Annotated in this window: 15 protein-coding genes and 2 pseudogenes; 8 read left to right on the top strand and 9 right to left on the bottom strand. The window is 61.9% G+C overall.

Annotated features, from left to right (window positions below; translation table 11 throughout):
• Positions 1 to 124: 124 nt before the first annotated feature.
• The 6 genes from BLP23_RS03555 (at position 125) to BLP23_RS03530 (ending at position 4,761) form a co-directional block, all read left to right on the top strand.
• Positions 125 to 670, top strand: coding sequence for a tetratricopeptide repeat protein (locus BLP23_RS03555; protein ID WP_092583561.1), 546 nt, complete (start codon positions 125 to 127; stop codon positions 668 to 670).
• Positions 671 to 709: 39 nt separating this feature from the next.
• Positions 710 to 1,315, top strand: a complete 606-nt coding sequence (locus BLP23_RS03550; protein WP_092583560.1) for an RNA polymerase sigma factor — start codon at positions 710 to 712, stop codon at positions 1,313 to 1,315.
• Positions 1,312 to 2,106, top strand: coding sequence for an anti-sigma factor family protein (locus tag BLP23_RS03545; protein ID WP_092583559.1), 795 nt, complete (start codon positions 1,312 to 1,314; stop codon positions 2,104 to 2,106). The genes BLP23_RS03550 and BLP23_RS03545 overlap by 4 nt, the downstream gene beginning before the upstream one ends.
• A 78-nt stretch (positions 2,107 to 2,184) precedes the next feature.
• Positions 2,185 to 2,712, top strand: a complete 528-nt coding sequence (locus BLP23_RS03540; protein WP_139187030.1) for a hypothetical protein — start codon at positions 2,185 to 2,187, stop codon at positions 2,710 to 2,712.
• Between the two features lie 77 nt (positions 2,713 to 2,789).
• Positions 2,790 to 2,954 carry a DUF1328 domain-containing protein gene (locus BLP23_RS03535; RefSeq protein WP_022717247.1) on the top strand — a complete coding sequence of 55 codons (165 nt, stop codon included), beginning with the start codon at positions 2,790 to 2,792 and terminating at the stop codon, positions 2,952 to 2,954.
• Positions 2,955 to 3,138: 184 nt separating this feature from the next.
• Complete coding sequence (locus BLP23_RS03530; RefSeq protein WP_092583558.1) at positions 3,139 to 4,761, top strand: ABC-F family ATP-binding cassette domain-containing protein; 1,623 nt, start codon at positions 3,139 to 3,141, stop codon at positions 4,759 to 4,761.
• 26 nt (positions 4,762 to 4,787) lie between these two features.
• Here BLP23_RS03530 and pepT read toward each other — a convergent pair whose 3' ends face one another.
• From pepT to BLP23_RS03500, 5 genes are all read right to left on the bottom strand, one after another.
• Positions 4,788 to 6,020 carry a peptidase T gene (gene pepT, locus BLP23_RS03525; RefSeq protein ID WP_092583557.1) on the bottom strand — a complete coding sequence of 411 codons (1,233 nt, stop codon included), beginning with the start codon at positions 6,018 to 6,020 and terminating at the stop codon, positions 4,788 to 4,790.
• Between the two features lie 436 nt (positions 6,021 to 6,456).
• Positions 6,457 to 7,515 carry an adenylate/guanylate cyclase domain-containing protein gene (locus tag BLP23_RS03520; protein WP_092583556.1) on the bottom strand — a complete coding sequence of 353 codons (1,059 nt, stop codon included), beginning with the start codon at positions 7,513 to 7,515 and terminating at the stop codon, positions 6,457 to 6,459.
• Between the two features lie 182 nt (positions 7,516 to 7,697).
• Positions 7,698 to 8,147 carry an SRPBCC family protein gene (locus tag BLP23_RS03515; RefSeq protein WP_022717253.1) on the bottom strand — a complete coding sequence of 150 codons (450 nt, stop codon included), beginning with the start codon at positions 8,145 to 8,147 and terminating at the stop codon, positions 7,698 to 7,700.
• A 203-nt stretch (positions 8,148 to 8,350) separates the two neighbouring features.
• Positions 8,351 to 8,554 (bottom strand): DUF899 family protein, encoded by a 204-nt coding sequence (locus tag BLP23_RS03510; protein ID WP_233426620.1) that lies wholly within the window; start codon positions 8,552 to 8,554, stop codon positions 8,351 to 8,353.
• A 305-nt stretch (positions 8,555 to 8,859) separates the two neighbouring features.
• Positions 8,860 to 9,696: a DUF899 domain-containing protein gene (locus BLP23_RS03500; RefSeq protein WP_092583554.1), complete on the bottom strand. Its 837-nt coding sequence runs from the start codon at positions 9,694 to 9,696 to the stop codon at positions 8,860 to 8,862.
• Positions 9,697 to 9,818: 122 nt separating this feature from the next.
• On the opposite strand from BLP23_RS03500, the gene BLP23_RS03495 reads away from it, so the two are divergent.
• Together BLP23_RS03495 and BLP23_RS03490 are read left to right on the top strand one after the other, a co-directional pair.
• A complete protein-coding gene (locus BLP23_RS03495; protein ID WP_092583553.1) occupies positions 9,819 to 11,039 on the top strand; it encodes a helix-turn-helix domain-containing protein in 1,221 nt (406 codons plus the stop codon).
• Between the two features lie 48 nt (positions 11,040 to 11,087).
• Complete coding sequence (locus tag BLP23_RS03490) at positions 11,088 to 11,717, top strand: Vgb family protein (RefSeq protein WP_092583552.1); 630 nt, start codon at positions 11,088 to 11,090, stop codon at positions 11,715 to 11,717.
• A 161-nt stretch (positions 11,718 to 11,878) separates the two neighbouring features.
• On the opposite strand, the gene BLP23_RS03485 is transcribed toward BLP23_RS03490, so the two are convergent.
• From BLP23_RS03485 to BLP23_RS34260, 4 genes and pseudogenes are all read right to left on the bottom strand, one after another.
• On the bottom strand, positions 11,879 to 12,925 hold the full coding sequence (locus BLP23_RS03485) for an adenylate/guanylate cyclase domain-containing protein (protein ID WP_092583551.1): 1,047 nt from the start codon (positions 12,923 to 12,925) through the stop codon (positions 11,879 to 11,881).
• Positions 12,922 to 13,299, bottom strand: a complete 378-nt coding sequence (locus BLP23_RS03480; RefSeq protein ID WP_027513595.1) for a response regulator — start codon at positions 13,297 to 13,299, stop codon at positions 12,922 to 12,924. The genes BLP23_RS03485 and BLP23_RS03480 overlap by 4 nt, the downstream gene beginning before the upstream one ends.
• Positions 13,292 to 14,476, bottom strand: a pseudogene (locus BLP23_RS34265) (response regulator); the annotation flags it as partial. The gene BLP23_RS03480 and the pseudogene BLP23_RS34265, both read right to left, overlap by 8 nt.
• Before the next feature lie 162 nt (positions 14,477 to 14,638).
• Positions 14,639 to 16,507 (bottom strand): annotated as a pseudogene (locus tag BLP23_RS34260) (PAS-domain containing protein); the annotation flags it as partial.
• Positions 16,508 to 16,580 lie beyond the last annotated feature (73 nt).

Raw genomic sequence — 16,580 nt, 5'->3', positions numbered from 1 at the left:
GAAGGCGATTTATTCGTACCGGTTTCGTCACGAAAAGGTGATGCAAAAATGCCTTGCGCCGTTCGAATAAAATGCCGGACAGGCGTGTTCTTTCGCGGCAACGTCATTTTCCCGGAGATATCCCATGACGACCACGATTGTCCGTATCGCTTCTCTCGTCCTCGGCGGCTGCATCGCCGCTTCCATGCTTTCCACTCCCGTCTTCGCCGTCGGTGGCGGTGGCGGTGGCGGCGCGAACACGCCCACCTGCAAAAAGGGTCAGATCTATGACAAGAGATCGAAGCAGTGCGTGAAGCAGCAGGGCGCCAATGTGACGGATGAGAACCGCACCGACTATGCCTATTCGCTGGCAAAGGCCGGCCGCTATGAAGAAGCGCTGGCGATACTCGACACCGTCAAGGATCAGAACAATGCGGAAGTGCTGAATTATCGCGGCTACGCCACCCGCAAGCTCGGCCGAACGGACGAAGGCATCTCCTATTACCTTCAGTCGGTCAAGCTCGATCCCCAATATGCGAAGGTTCGTGAATATCTTGGCGAAGCCTACGTCGTCAAGGGCCGCATCGATCTCGCCAAGGAGCAGTTGAACATGATCAAGGCGATCTGCGGCACGGGTTGCGAGGAATACCAGGACCTCAACGCTGTAATCCTCGATCCGTCGAAGTTATGAAATCGAGGCGGGCGCGTGGCAGGAAGGAGGGATGATCGAATGCCGGTCGCGCGCGCCGCATTTCGTGCCTATAGTCGCCTGGAAACGGGATTGCCGCTTCGGCTGGCGATCCCCGGAAGACGAACTGGGGCGGAGGCGGCCATCGCGAGCGAAGCGGACATCAGGAAAGGCCTGACGGAGAACCTTGCCAGGCTCTGGCGTTATGGTCTCGTGCTCTCGCGGCAGCGCGATGTGGCCGATGACCTCGTGCAGCAGACCTGTGTCCGGGCGCTGGAACGCGGCGGGCAATTCCAGCAGGGGACACGGCTCGATCGCTGGCTGTTTTCGATCCTGCATTCGATCTGGTTGAACGAGATCCGTTCCCGCAAGGTCCGCCAGGGCAAGGGCTTGGCTGATCCGGAGGAAGCGCTGGTCTTCGATGGAGCCCGCGACACCGAAACGCACGTCATGGCAAATCAGGTGCTGCTGCAGGTGGACGCGCTGCCCGAAGCACAGCGCAGTGCCGTCTTCCTCGCCTACGTGGAAGGGCTCTCCTATCGCGAGGTGGCGGATGTATTGGCCATACCGATCGGAACCGTGATGAGCCGGCTGGCGGCAGCACGTGCGACGCTTTGCGGAGCCATTTCGGACGAGGGACGGCAATGAGCAACGACATCAAGATACCCTCTGACGAAGAACTGACGGCCTTCATCGACGGCGAACTGCCGTCGCAGGATGCTGCGCGCATCGAAGCGCTCGTCAATGCCGACGAACGCGCAGCCGCCAGGCTGGAATTCCTGTCCCACAGCAACCTGCCATTCAAGGAGGCCTTCACCCCGCTTCTCGCCGCCGCGCCGCGGGCGAGCCTCGAAACGATGCTTGCCGCAATTCCCACACAGCGGGAAAGTAGGGGCTCAAGCTTTGCCAGCCGCCGCGGCTTTCTCGGCGCGCTTGCCGCTTCGGTGGTCGTCGGTGTCATTGCAGACCGCGCCTATCTCGGCATCAGCCGCAGCCTTTCGCAGGACGAGGGGGCCGCCGAATGGCGCGCTGTCGTCGCCCAATATATCTCGCTCTACACGCCGGACACGCTGGCAGGTCCCGTTCCGCCTGCAGATGTGCAGAGCGTTCAGCTTGCCCAGATCGACCGAAAGCTCGGACTTGCACTTTCCCCCAGGATGGTTGCTTTGCCGGGGGTAGACTTTAAGCGCGTGCTGCTCCTGGAATATGACGAAAGACCGCTCGCTCAGATCGCCTACCTTGATCCCGAGACCGGCCCGATGGCGCTCTGCATCATCCGCTCGGACAAGGGCGAAAAGGCCCCGGACATCGAAGGCCGCGAAGGCATGAACGTCATCTACTGGTCCAGCCGGAGCTATGCCTTCATGTTGATCGGCCATGCCCCGGCAGACCGGATGCGGGAAATCGTCGATAACCTCAGGTCAAAATTGACGGCATGAACGCCGTCCCGCCATCATGATGACCAGATTGCATGGTGTTGCCGATCATCTCGATACGACAGGGACCGGCATTTCAACATGGATTGGATCAATCGTTACATCGACGAGCCGCTGCTTTCCGGCGCGGCGCGTACGCTGCGGGCTTGGCATGTTTACACCGCGCAGCATCCGGATCGTTTGGAACCGGTGTGGAACCTGGCGGCGCTTTCGTTCCTGGCAATGGCAAGCCGGTACACTCTCTCCGGTCAGCCTCTTGTCCTCAGCCTCGCGGCGTTGTTGATGCTGGCTCTGCCGTCCATCTGGAAGCTGGCTTCCTCCGCAAGGGTGGGACGGGGCGACTATGACGCGCGGCGTTACAAATCGCTGCGAGCCCGAGCGATCAGCAAGCGTGAGGCGGAATGGTCTCTGCGGATGACCGTTCTCTTCGCCTCGGCCGGGCTGCCGTTCGTGACGCGCATTGATGAGCCCATCGGATCGGCGTTCATGGCTGGCGCCTGCATCTGGTTCGTGCTCACCGCGCCCGTGAAGTTCTATCTCGAAGCAGCAGAGCCGCCCGCCCCCGACGAAGGCGACCGCACGCATCAGGGCATCATTCAGTTCGGCTGATGCCCGGAAACCGGGCCTTTGGGAACCAATTGCCAAGGGTAGCCGTTGATAGATCAGAATCGAAAGAGGAGTTCACCATGCTGTACTACGCTTTGGTATTTCTCGTCGTAGCCCTGATCGCCGGCGTCCTCGGATTTGGCGGGATTGCAGGCGCTTCGGCGTCCATAGCACAGGTTCTTTTCTTCATATTCCTGGTGCTGTTCGTCGTATCGCTCGTCATGCGCCTGATGCGCCGCGAATAGTGCGACGAAATGAGATGTTTGAAAAACCCGGCGTCGTAGCGCCGGGTTTTTTGTGCCGAGAGCGTCCGTGTTATCCGGCATCAGGCGCGACCCCGAAATAGATCTTAATGCGGAAAAACTTGCGACAGCCTCGCCGCCCCGTGCCATAAGGCCACCGAAAAACTTTTCTGGGTCCTTATCGCATATGATTCGTATCGAAAACATCAGCAAGCAGAACAGCCACCGCATCCTCTTCATCGAGGCGACCGCAGCGCTCAACAGAGGCGACAAGGTGGGCCTCGTCGGTCCGAACGGTGCCGGCAAGACGACCCTTTTCCGGATGATCACACAGGCGGAGCACCCTGACGAGGGACAGGTATCCGTCGATAAGGGCGTCACCATCGGCTATTTCAACCAGGATGTCGGCGAGATGGAGGGCCGCAGCGCCGTATCCGAGGTGATGGACGGCGCCGGCCCCGTGAGCATCGTTGCTGCCGAATTGCGGGAGCTCGAGGCTGCCATGTCGGACCCCGAACAGGCCGACGACATTGACAAGATCATCGAGCGCTACGGCGAGGTCCAGGCGCGCTACGAGGAGCTGGACGGCTATGCCCTGGAAGGACGTGCGCGCGAAGTTCTGGCCGGTCTGAGCTTCAGCCAGGAAATGATGGACGGCGACGTGGGCGCACTGTCCGGCGGCTGGAAGATGCGTGTGGCGCTTGCCCGAATTCTCCTGATGCGTCCGGACGTTATGCTGCTTGATGAGCCGAGTAACCATCTGGATCTGGAAAGTCTGATCTGGCTGGAGGAGTTCCTGAAAGGTTACGACGGCGCGCTGCTGATGACCTCGCACGACCGCGAGTTCATGAATCGCATCGTCACCAAGATTATCGAGATCGATGGCGGCAACCTGAACAGTTACTCCGGCGACTATGCCTTTTACGAGCAGCAGCGGGCCCAGAACGAGAAGCAGCAGCAGGCCCAGTTCGAGCGCCAGCAGGCGATGCTCGCCAAGGAAATCAAGTTTATCGAGCGCTTCAAGGCCCGCGCCTCGCATGCTTCGCAGGTACAGAGCCGCGTGAAGAAGCTGGAGAAGATCGACCGGGTGGAACCGCCCAAGCGCCGCCAGGTCGTCTCATTCGAGTTTCTGCCGGCACCGCGCTCGGGCGAAGATGTCATCAGCCTGAAGAACGTGCACAAGAAATACGGCAGCCGGACCATCTACGAAGGGCTGGATTTCATGGTACGGCGGCGCGAGCGCTGGTGCATCATGGGCATCAACGGCGCGGGAAAGTCTACGCTTCTGAAGCTGGTCGCGGGTTCGGCGGAGCCGGATGAAGGAAACGTCGCTCTCGGTGCCAGTGTGAAGATGGGATATTTCGCGCAGCACGCCATGGATCTCTTGGACGGCGACCGCACCGTACTCCAGTCACTGGAAGATAAGTTCCCGCAAGCGGGGCAGGGCTCACTGCGAGCGCTGGCGGGTTGCTTCGGATTTTCCGGCGACGACGTCGAGAAGAAATGCCGCGTGCTCTCGGGCGGCGAGAAGGCGCGGCTCGTCATGGCAATGATGCTCTTCGATCCGCCGAACCTTCTCGTGCTGGACGAGCCGACAAACCACCTGGATCTGGACACCAAGGAAATGCTCATCAAGGCGTTGTCCGAGTACGAGGGCACGATGCTGTTCGTTTCACACGACCGGCACTTCCTGGGCGCTTTGTCCAACCGGGTGCTGGAACTCACCCCCGACGGCATTCACCAGTATAGCGGCGGCTACACGGAATATGTGGCGCGCACCGGTCATGAGGCGCCTGGCCTTCGCAGTTGAGTCGAGTGCAATAAGGACGCGCGCGCCTAAGCGCGCTCTTCCCATATTTTCGCCAGTTCGACGATCGTCTTGACCGCTTTCTCCATATCTTGTCGGCTGACCCATTCGAGCGGCGAGTGGAAGGCGTGGCCGCCCGCGAAGATATTGGGACAGGGCAGGCTCATGAACGAAAGCCGCGAACCATCGGTTCCGCCCCGGATGCTGCCGCGCACCGGCTCCATTCCGGCGCGCCGGATTGCCTCGACGGCGTTGTCGATGATTTCCGGATGGCGGTCGAGGATGGCCTTCATGTTGCGGTACTGCGGCTTGACTTTGAAGCCGTAAGAGGAGCCGGGATAGTCCGCCATGACCTGCTTTATGATCCTCTCCAGCATGGCTTCCTTGGCTGCGAGGCCATCGTCATTGAAGTCACGAACGATAAGGTTGAGGGCTGCTTTTTCCATCGAGCCTGTGACGCCCGTCGGGTGAACAAATCCCTCTCTGCCTTCGGTCGTCTCCGGCGCCAGATTCTTCGGCAGCCGGCTGATGATTTCGCCAGCGATCTTGATAGCGTTTTCCATCTTTCCCTTGGCGAAGCCGGGATGGATGGCCACACCTTGAATGGTGATCTCGACGCCATCGGCGGAGAAGGTCTCGTCTTCGATATGCCCTGCCGTCTCGCCATCCATGGTGTATGCGAACCGGGCGCCGAGCTTTTCAAGGTCGACCTTGTCGACGCCGCGGCCGATTTCCTCATCCGGCGTGAAGAGGATCTTGATCGCCCCGTGCTTGATATCCGGATTGTCGACGAGGATTTGCGCTGCCGTCATGATCTCGGCAATGCCGGCCTTGTCGTCGGCCCCGAGCAGCGTCGTACCGTCGGTGGTTATGATGTCGTTGCCGATCTGGTCGTTGAGCGCCGGATTGTCGGCGACGCGAATGATCTGCTGCGGATCGCCTGAAAGCCTAATGTCGCCGCCGCTGTAGCTCCGCACGATTTGCGGCTTGACATTCGTTCCGGTGAAGTCCGGTGCGGTATCCATATGCGAACAGAAGCAGATGACTGGCACTGGCTTGTCCACATTGGACGGAATGGTCGCATAGACATAGCCGTGTTCGTCGAGATGCGCATCCGAAAGCCCGATTGCCAGCAGTTCCTCGACCGGCATACGACCGAGATTCTTCTGCTTGTCGGTGGAAGGCTGCGTCGACGACGTGGGATCCGATTGCGTGTCAATAACGACATATCGAAGGAAGCGATCGGTAACAGTATCGGTCATAGGCTCAAGTCCAGTGCATGATCGTCAGCGATTGACTGCTGTAACCTTCATCCGCGTTGCGGTGAAGGCCTTTTTTGCCTGGCGCCTGTGTCAGCGGGCGCAGGCAGGCTTCGTATGGCGGGCATTGACGATCAGTCGGAACTTCAGAAGCAACGGAGGGCAGGGCTAGTACTGCTACGTTTTAAGATACGCAAGCGGCAGGGCGCCAAAAGGAATGGCTTGTTGGGGAATCTCTTGACCGTGATGCGGACCTTCATTGGCCGACACCGCCACTGGTAAGTGGACGTTGAGCGGAACCCGAGTCGCTGCCGAGCTCGACCTCTGGAAATGACCGGCGCAGGTGGGCGCATGCCGGCCGCTGCCAAAGCCGATTGCCTGCAGTCGTATCGACCTCTCATGTGGTCGCGCACCCAATGTCCCTACCAGCCCGGACAGCTCAATCCCCCGGCAGGGTGAAGACCGCGCAGGGATCGGCGATGCCACGCAATGCGTGTTCGCCCAATGGAATCAAGGTTGTTGTCGTCTCCTTGGCGACAGCGCCCGAGATGAGTACGCTGTGACCAAGGGGCTTGCAGAGCCCTTCGAGCCGGCTGACCAGGTTGACCGCCGGGCCGATGGCGGTAAAGTCCAGCCGATCGGCAGCGCCGATATTGCCCCATAACATCTCTCCGAAATGCAGCGCCATGCCGAATGGCAGCGATGGCAGGCCCTGCGCCTGTCGCGTCGCATCGAGATGAGCCATGCCGGCGCGGGCGGCGGCGACCGCGCGCAGCGCCGCGTCGCAAGCCTCGCCCGGCGCGCCGGCGGCCGGGAAGATCGCTAGCACGCCGTCGCCGATGAACTTCAGCACTTCGCCCCCGAAAGCATGTACCGCTCCAGTGACGCGGTCGAACCAGGCGTCGAGGGCAGCGATCATGACGGAGGGCTCTGTCGCTTCAGACAGCGCTGTGAAATCGCGCAGATCGGCACAGAGCAATGCGGCGCGGATGGTCTCGCCGGCACCCCGGCAGAGCGCGCCGGCCTGCACCTGCGCGGCGCTGCGTCGGCCCAGATAGGCCTCAAGCAGCGTTGCCAGCGCCGCCCGTGCGGCCAGCGCGGCCAGGGGAGCGGCGGCAAAGCGCGAGGCCTGTCGCAGCCGGTAGACCTCGGCGGGATTGAATGGTCGGCACCCGGCCCAACCCAGCACCGGGCTGTCCGGAGCCGGGCCGACTGTCTCCTCCAGCACGGGGCCAAGTCCGACAAGCCAGCTGTGTCCGGCCTGACCGGGCGGGCCGCCGGCAAAGCCGAGCGCCTCGATCACTATTGCGGTTTCGGCCCGCCATAACCAGGTGCGGCGGGCGATGATCGGATGCGGCACGGCAAGCGTCAGGGCTGCGCCGGCCAGCGGCAGGCCGTCGGCGACCAACCGGCCGCCGAGCTCGGCCAGGAACGATTCGGGGTCGAATGAGGCGCCAGCCTCGTCGACCAGCCAGGCGAGGGGGGCGGGCAGATCCATGCCGCGATCATGCCACGGGGGCCGGAGGCTGTCATCCACGCCGTGGCGAGGGGATGTCCGCCTGGCTATGTCGGAGGACATCCGCGACAGGACGTCATCGAGGAGAGGCGTGCGCGGACGAAGCTGCGGACGGCTGACCGTTGCCTGGCGCTCGCCTCAAGGCGGCGTTTCGGGAGCGGAGTTCAGTCATATCTGCCATGCATCGGATCCGGGCCCGGGTCGCGTCCGGCTGCCACTTCGACCAGCCGGCCGAGGTAGTGAGCCCAGCCTTCCGCATGGCCGGCGCATTGTTCGGCATTGGGCAGGCCAGTGTGGGTCAGGCGCAGCAGCGTCCCGTCCGGCTGCTCGATCAGGTCGATCTCGACCAGGCTCGACCCCGGCGGTACGATTTCGCTGCCGTCCCAGCCGAAACTGTAGGCCAGACGGTGCACCGGCACTACCTCGCGAAAGGAGCCGCGGGCGAAGCGAGCGCCGGTGACGTTGACCAGATAGATCCCCCCAGGCTGCGGCTCGATCTCCGCCTCAGTACCCATCCAGCGCAGGATTTTCTCTGGATCTGTCAACAGGGCAAACACCGCCGAGGGCGGCGCCGGGATATGCGTCTCGCGACGAACGACAAGGGCCTCTTGCATTGGTCTCTCCTGTGTTGCTATTGCCTGCCACCGTTTGAGGCGCAGAATGGATGTCCCGCTTAGCGTGAGACAGCATGTAGGCAAACGCTCACCCGCAACAAGGGCGCCGGCCACCGCTTGCGATGGCACTGCCAGATGGTTGCTGGTTACACCACCGGGCGCCGCATCTTTTACGTCCATCAATACTCATCGTGCCGGCGTAGCTACTCCATCGGGAAGTTAAAACCGTCCTCATCACGGCCTTTCGACACGAGGTCAAGGTACTGGTAGGCGCCATTGACCATGTCGATGCCCTGCTCATAGCAGAAATAGGTGTGGAATAACGGGCCTTCCTCGTCCTTGTAGAAGACGCTGGTCTCAAGGCGCGCTTTCAGCCACCCCTCGTGCGAAACGATTTGATTCTGCACAGTTATTCCCCTGTTCGTTGGTGCTTTGCGGGGTAAAAGCCGGGTCGGGACGGCAGGTTGCGCTTCGCAGGCCGGAGATCAGCTTCAGCCAGGGCGCCAAATGAAAGGCGCTCATCAGCAAGTACATCGGGACCATTCCACTCAGCGGTGACGTATGAGACGCGGCAGAGCAGATCATGTCCGCACCGCCAAAGACCGCTGTCAACAGCGCCATGACCGCGAAGGTCGGCGCCGCCGCAAGGGATAGCCAATCCGCGGCACCGAGGGCCGCCAGGTTGCCGCTTTCGCCGGCGGAGCCCAAAGTTTCACGCCGAGCAGCAATCATTGTTGTGACCCCCCGGGCGAAATTGCTTGTCGTACTTGTCGTGGTGGCGCCACCAGATGCCGTGCTCGTTGCGCCCCATAGGAGCACGGTCGAGCCATTGGTACATACCCCACAGGCCGTCCAGACCGCGCGCATAGCTGGAATAGGTATGGTAGACGATGCCATCGTCGAGCACGAATGCACTGAGGCCCGGCCTGTCGCGCGTATATGTGGCAACGTCGGCTCCGGTCATGGCTGCGATCTGCGCGATCGGCCCCTCGCTGCCACGCAACTGCCATTCTTGAACGGTTTTTCCTGGAAGTGGCTCAGGTGCCGGCGGCTCGCGATGGAAATTGTATTCTATGCTGCCCTCGCGCTGCTGCTCTTCAGTGAACCAGACGCCGAAGTCACGGTTGAAGTCGCCGCCGTTCGACGACGCCCAGGAAAAGGTCCAGCCCATCCGCCGCTTGAATCCCTGCAGTGTTGCGAGCGGTGCGCGCGAGACCGCCGAGAAGGCGACATCGTGGTTCTCGAGATGGACGACGATGCCGTTGAATCCATCGGCGATCGAAGAGCAGGACGGGCAGCCGGCCGTATAGTCGGGGCCGAACATGAAGTGATAGACGAGAAGCTGCGAGCGGCCCCTGAATAGATCCACCAGCTTGGCGCTCCCTTCTTCGGTCTCGAACCGGTACTCCTTGTCGATCCGAACCCAGGGCAATTCCTGACGCCGCAACGCCAATGCGTCGCTTCGCCGTGTCAGCTCTTTCTCATCCTTGAGCAGGTCGAGGCGTGCCGACAACCACTCTTGGCGTGTTCCGGTTATGTGTGCCGTCATCGTTCTTCTCCAATGGCTGTCTGTCGCCGTCCCATTTTTCGGTGCGGCGTGTTGCTTGCTGGTCATGAATAGACTAGGGCCGGATATCGAATGGTGGGAGTTACAAGTGTGACGGGATTCCGATGGACTCGCTGATCACTGCCGCAGCACGCGCCCTCGCCGCAGGTGATCCCCTCGGCGCATTGAAGCGGGTCGCCCTGCGCGACGACGCACCAGCACTTGCGCTCAGGGGTATTGCGATGGCGCAGCTCGGCGATCTCGTCCGGGCCACGGCTCTCCTCAAGAGTGCGGAGCGTGCGTTCGGCCGCAAGGAGGCGGTGGCGCGCGCAAGGTGTGTCGTCGCCGAGGCAGAGATCGCACTCGTCTCGCGCGATCTCACCTGGCCTGCCAAGGCGCTCGACGCAGCGCGGGCGACCCTCGAAGTCCACGGCGACCGCATCAATGCCGCGCATGCACGGAATGTGGAGGTCCGGCGCCTGCTCCTGATCGGCCGCCTCGACGAGGCCGAGCGCATGCTGGCTACGCTCGACCAAGCACCGCTCCCGCCCGCGTCGAGGGCCGCCCATGAGTTGGTTGTTGCAGGGATCGCAATTCGGCGTCTCCAGACGAAAGCGGCGGGCGAGGCTCTCACACGGGCCAGGCACGCCGCCAGCGAGGCAGACATCCCTGCGCTCACGGCGGAGGTAGAACGAGCATCCCTCCTCCTGATAACGCCCGCAGCGCGCCTGGTTGCGCGTGGTGAGGAACGCCCGCTCCTGCTCGAGGAGATCGAAGCGCTCCCGGCATCCGGTGCGCTTGTTGTGGACGCGTGCCGGAATATCGTGCGGGACGACCGGCTGGCCGTCCCGCTCGCGACGCGCCCGGTATTGTTCGCGCTTGCCCGTGCGCTGGGCGAAGCCTGGCCTGGAGACGTGTCGAGGGGCGCGCTCATCGCACGCGCATTCCGGGGAAAACATGCCGACGAATCCCATCGCGCGCGACTGCGGGTCGAGATCGGGCGGCTGCGCGCGGAGATCCGAACGCTTGCAGATGTGAAGGCGACGAAGCGAGGCTTTGTGTTGGCGCCGCGCCGGGCTTGCGAGATCGCTGTGCTGGCGCCGGCCGTCGAAGAGCAGCATCCCGCGGTGCTCGCTTTTCTCGCCGACGGCGAGTCATGGTCGAGCTCAGCGCTTGCGATTGCGCTCGGAGCCAGCCCGCGCACGGTACAGCGGGCGCTCGAGCACCTTGCCGCAGCAGGCAAGGTGCAGTCTTATGGTCGCGGGCGGGCGCGTCGCTGGATGACCCCGCCCGTGCCGGGATTCCCGACGATCTTGTTACTCCCCGGTCCGCTGCCGGGTGATTAAGATCAGGGCCTGAACCGAGTTGAAAACCTGAAAAGACAGGGTGGAATCATGAAAAGATCCGCAGCCGAAATTCTCCGTGAATATGGACCTTTTCCGGGTGCCGAGCAGGTGCACGGCGTTACCTTCGACGGCCGGCACGTCTGGTTTGCGTCCGGAGACAAACTGAACGCTCTCGACCCGGCGAGCGGAGAGACGGTGCGCTCCATTGATGTTGCCGCGCACGCAGGGACCGCCTTCGACGGCGAGCACCTGTTTCAGATTGCCGAGGACCGCATCCAGAAGATCGACCCGAAGACCGGCCGCGTGCTCGCCACGATCCCGGCGCCCGGCGGCGGCGACTCTGGCCTTGCCTGGGCCGAGGGCACGCTCTGGGTGGGGCAATACCGAGATCGCAAGATCCATCAGATTGATCCCGAGACAGGAGCGGTTCTCCGCACCATCGAGTCCAGCCGCTTCGTCACGGGGGTCACCTGGGTTGACGGCGAACTGTGGCACGCCACTTGGGAAGGAGACGAGAGCGAAGTCAGGCATGTCGATCCTGAAACGGGGGAGGTCCTGGAAGTGCTCGCCATGCCGGCCGGTGTGAGTGTCTCCGGGCTCGAAGCCGATGGCGGCGATCGGCTCTTTTGCGGCGGCGGGAGCAGCGGCAAAGTGCGGGCCATCCGCCGGCCGAGGTGAGATACGCCGCGGTGCCGGGACACATGCTGACTAAACCGACGAGTGGTCGAACCGGCCTCACGGACGACAAGCGTATTGCGTCAAAACGCGACCCGGAACACCCAAAAAAACAAGGATTTAAGGCTGCACGGGGATGCAATGCTAGGATTGTTCCCGTCCCCTCAACGAAGTTCCTGGCATTCGATCAGTTCAATCCGACCCTTGCCCTTGATTTCCACGAAGCCCAGTGAGCGCCCGCGACCCCGCTCGCGAATGCGATGCCACGTGGCCCCGCTGGTCGCTACAGTCCCAGGGCTAGCATGGGCTGCGATCCGTGAGGCCATGTTTACCGTGTCGCCCCACAGGTCGAACACATATTGCCGCTGCCCGATGATTCCCGCCACAACTGGACCGAACTGAACGCCGACTCGCACCTCCCATTTGGGCTCGATGCGGCGTGATGCCGTCACCATGTCGAGTCCGCATTGCAAGCTGGCAAAAACTGGATCTGGCATGCGATCAAACAGGCCGGCCGTAGCCATAAAGGCGTCGCCGATTGTTTTGATCTTCTCCATCCCATGCCGACGGACGATTCGTTCGTATTCGCCGATCAGCGCCTGAAGATCCTCCACCACTTTCTCTGGCGGATTCTCATCGCAATAGGCTGTGAAGCCAACGATATCACAAAATAGCACCGCGACTTCATTGTATCGGCGGGGCCGAACCTCATTGGTCGCTTTGAGCTCGCGCACCGCGCCGGCGGGTAGGATGGCGTACAGAAGCTCGTCGGCTCGGCGCTTTTCGCTTTCGATTTGCTGTGTATATACCGCCTCTTGGTCGCGCAGGCTCTTCTTTTCAAGGCACGCGGCCACGCGGGCGCGCAGCAGGACCGCGTTGAACGGTTTGGCCAGATAATCCTCGGCGCCGAGGCTGATGCAGCGCGCCACACTGTCGATCTCATCGACCGCCGATATCATGACGACCGGAATGTTGCGCAGCGTTGTGTCGGCCTTCAGGTGCTCGAGCACTTGGTAACCGTCCATTTCCGGCATCGTAATGTCGAGCAGTACGAGGTCGAACGGTCTCGTTGCCAGTATTTCGAGCGCCTCCCGTCCGTTGCTGGCGCATTCCACGTTCCGGTAGCCTTCTCGCTTCAAGCGCTCGGTCAGCGTAAAGCGATTGTCCTCGTTATCATCGACGACGAGCAGGGCAGGTCCAACCTCACTCATGGCATCGACTCCTTTGGGAGCAGGGCCTTGATCTTTCCAAGCAGGCGCGCGAAGTCGACGGGCTTGGTATCGAAGTCATCGCACCCGGCTGCCAGTGCTGCTTCGCGATCGCCAGCCATCGCGTGCGACGAGAGTGCGATCACGGGAATACCCCGCGTCTCAGCCAATGCCTTGAGACGTCTTGTCGCCTCCCAGCCGTCGAGGACGGGAAGGCTTAAGTCCATCAGGATTAGCGCCGGGGCGTCCGATCGTGCACGCGCCACGCCCTGATCGCCATCGGTGGCGACGACTACCTCGTAGCCTTTGCGTCTTAGTCGCGCGGACAGCATGTAGACGTTGTCCTCATTGTCCTCGACATAGAGGATCCTAACCATCACGGCGATCCTTGTCAGGTGAGCTTCGTTTGACAACGTATCGACCAACCATCTTGCGCAATTCCTCCAGAAGCTCGTCGCGGCTGAAGGCGGTCTTAGCGAGCACGCGCTCGACGCCGCCGTTCAGACGCCGGTGGTCTTCCTTGCCAAGGGTCGCCGCCGTCACAACCACGACCGGCATCGCCTTGAAGGCAGGCTGCTTTCGCAGTTCGACAAGGAACTCGAAGCCGTCCATTTCCGGCATGATGAGGTCGAGAATGATCAGGTCCGGAGGCGCGCGGATGAGCCGTTCCAGCGCGATCCGGCCATTCTCGGCCTCGTCCACATTGCAACCCTCGGCACTCAGTATGCGACGCCATTGCTGGCGCGTGTTCTCATCATCTTCGACGATCAGAACACGAAGCGCTGGGCTGGGCGCGCCCGACCAGAATTTGGCGATCAGTTTCCTGAGCGCGTCGCGGTCGATCGGCTTCATCATGTAATCGGCGGCACCGAGCGCGTACCCTCGATTCCTGTTATCGGCCATGGTGAGCATCACCACGGGGATACTCGCGAGCTCAGGATCCGCCTTCAGTTCCTGCAGGACGCTCCAGCCGTCGCAGCCCGGCATGAGCACGTCAAGGGTGATGAGCGCGGGTTTCACCTGCCGGGCCAGATTAAGGCCTTCGGCACCGTCCCTGGCCGTCACGACATCGCAACCTTCGCGGGCAAGAAACCGGCGCATCTGGTCCCGCACCGCCTTATCGTCATCAACGACGAGGACCACGTTCGAGACGAGGCGAACGTGATCATCGGCGGCGACCGCGGTGGCAGAGGCCGGCTCTTGCAGCGTGGGGCCTGCGTCGATTGCCGACGGCAGCCACACCGTGAACTTGGTACCGGCGCCGGGAGTGCTGTCCACAGTGATCTGGCCATCCATCGCGCGACACAGGCGTTGGCTGATGGCAAGCCCTAGCCCAGTGCCGCCGTACTTGCGGGTGGTGGAGCTGTCGGCCTGACTAAACTCCTGGAACAGGTTCGTCATCTGCTGCGGCGTCATGCCGATGCCAGTGTCGGAGACGGTAAATATGACGCCACCCCCTCCATCATCCTTCGCGCAGGTGGCCCCAATCGTCACTTGGCCGTTCTCGGTGAACTTGCAGGCGTTACTCAACAGGTTGAGGAGGATCTGGCGCACACGAAGCTGATCGGCGCGCATGCTACCAATGTCATCCGGGCAGCGGATGATGATCCGGTTGCGGTTTTTCTGCGCAAGGGGATTTGCGGTTGTGGCGGCATCTTGAACCATTCCTGCGATATCGAACTCCTCGATATGCAATTCCAGGCGGCCGGCCTCGATCTTTGACAGATCGAGGACCTCATTAATGAGCTTGAGCAGATGCTTGCCGGCGCGCGAGACCCGCTGAAGCGGTTCGATCAGTTCGCCCTGGCCGGCTTCGCTGGCATCTTCCTGCAGCATTTCGGTAATGCCCAGGATGGCGTTCAGCGGTGTGCGCAACTCGTGGCTCATGCTGGCAAGGAACTTGCTCTTGGCCTGTGTCGCCGCCATGGCCGCGTCGCGGGCGATCTCGAGCTCCGTTTCATGCCTCTTTAGCTTGCTGATATCGGTGTAGACCGCGACCGTGCCGCCGCCGGTAATGCGCCGCTCATTTACCTGAATCCACTGGTCATGGCTGCGATGTTGAACCAGTGTCTGCTTAGGGTTGCAGTGTGCCTCAAGGCGCGCGGCGAGCCATTCTTCCTCCCGGCCTTTCGCATCCTCGACGAGGCCCTGTTCCACCGCCTTACGGACAATCGTCTCAAATTGCGCACCCGGCACGACGGCATCGGCTATGCCGGGATAGAGGATTTCCCTATAGCGGCTGTTGCACAGAACAAGCCGGTCCTCAGCATCGTAAAGGGCGAAGCCCTCGGAGATGCTCTCGATTGCATCGACGAGTCGCTGACGCGCTTCGGCGACCTCACGCAGGTTTTTTTCCTCGACCTCGACTGCAGTGTCACGGAACAACAAAAGCGCCTTGGCCATGCGGCCGATCTCGTCGCGGCCTGTGGCAGGCAGTGGTGCCCGAAGATTGCCGCCGGCGATGGCAAGCATGCTTTGGCTCAGCCCCGACAAGCGGGCAAGAAGATTGCGGTCGACATACAACCAGACGATCAGAACTGAACTTAGGAGGCTCAGAATGGCTGAGCCGAGAACAACACCGGTACCGTAGCGCTGGACGATCGTAGCTTCACGACCAGCCTCGGTGATGTCGCGGTTAGCCGCAGCTACCAAGCGATCCACGGCAACGGTCAAATTACGCGAGAGCTGAGCGTTCTCGGCCAAAAGCTTCCCGCCGTTTGCGAGTAATGCGAGCTCATCCTCACGCGCCCGTGCAATGCTCTTCGGCCCGTCGATCAGCCCCTCGAACTCGTCAACGCGCTGACGGAACCGCGTCCGCAGCTTCTCATCGATCTCCGATGTCACCGCCGCAAGCGACTCGACCGAGCGGCGCAGCGGAAACGACATCAGCGCCAGGTCGCCGGGCGTCGGCGCAACGGCCGTTTTGAGCAGCGCTTCGTTGATCGCGGAAATCTCCCGTTGTGCCTTCTGTTGCGGGATGTAGGCGGAGATTGCCTGTGCAAGCTCTGTCGTAGCCGCCGCGCGTGCTTCGGGTGGTACGGCGGCATCCGCCACGGTTACACGCCACTGGGGGACCTTGGAGTTCATCACCAGGATGCCGGGTGCCACGAGACGCTCGCTTGCGACTGTCGTAGCCGACAAGCGGCCCAGCAGTTCCTCTTTGCGTGCAACCACACCGAGGCGAGCGGCGACGAGATCGTTGAGAGCGTTGAGATTGCGCCTCAGGCCAATCACTGCGGCTTCGATCTCCGCTACCGCCGCCGTGCTTGCCGCGGTGTCTTTGAGCGCGGCGAGCAACTCTTCGAGGCGCGACATCTCCACACCGATCGCAGCCGAGACCTCGTTGTGTTGAACCGTGCTGGTCGTAGCAAGTACGGCCGGCGTAGTGGCGGCGACCCGCTCAGCTTGACGGGAGAGCTCGAGCGATGCAAGCGCAGAGGGGACCCGGCGCTCCGTGATCCTCTCGACGACCTCGCCCACTTGCAGAAAGGCATACACGGCTGCAGCGGTTGCGAGCACCGCGAAGGTGCTGATACCAAAGAAAGCAAAGAGTAAGCGGCCACGTATGCCGAGACGTTCAAACATCGCGGCGACCCATCGATCCGGCTGATGTGGTCAACATGGCCCGCACAGCTTTTTTCTCGAACGCGATCGGCAG

The organism is Rhizobium mongolense subsp. loessense (assembly GCF_900099775.1).
Classification (GTDB): domain Bacteria; phylum Pseudomonadota; class Alphaproteobacteria; order Rhizobiales; family Rhizobiaceae; genus Rhizobium; species Rhizobium loessense.
Note: the sequence above shows the minus strand (reverse complement) of the source record. Positions and strands in the feature narration are given on the sequence as shown.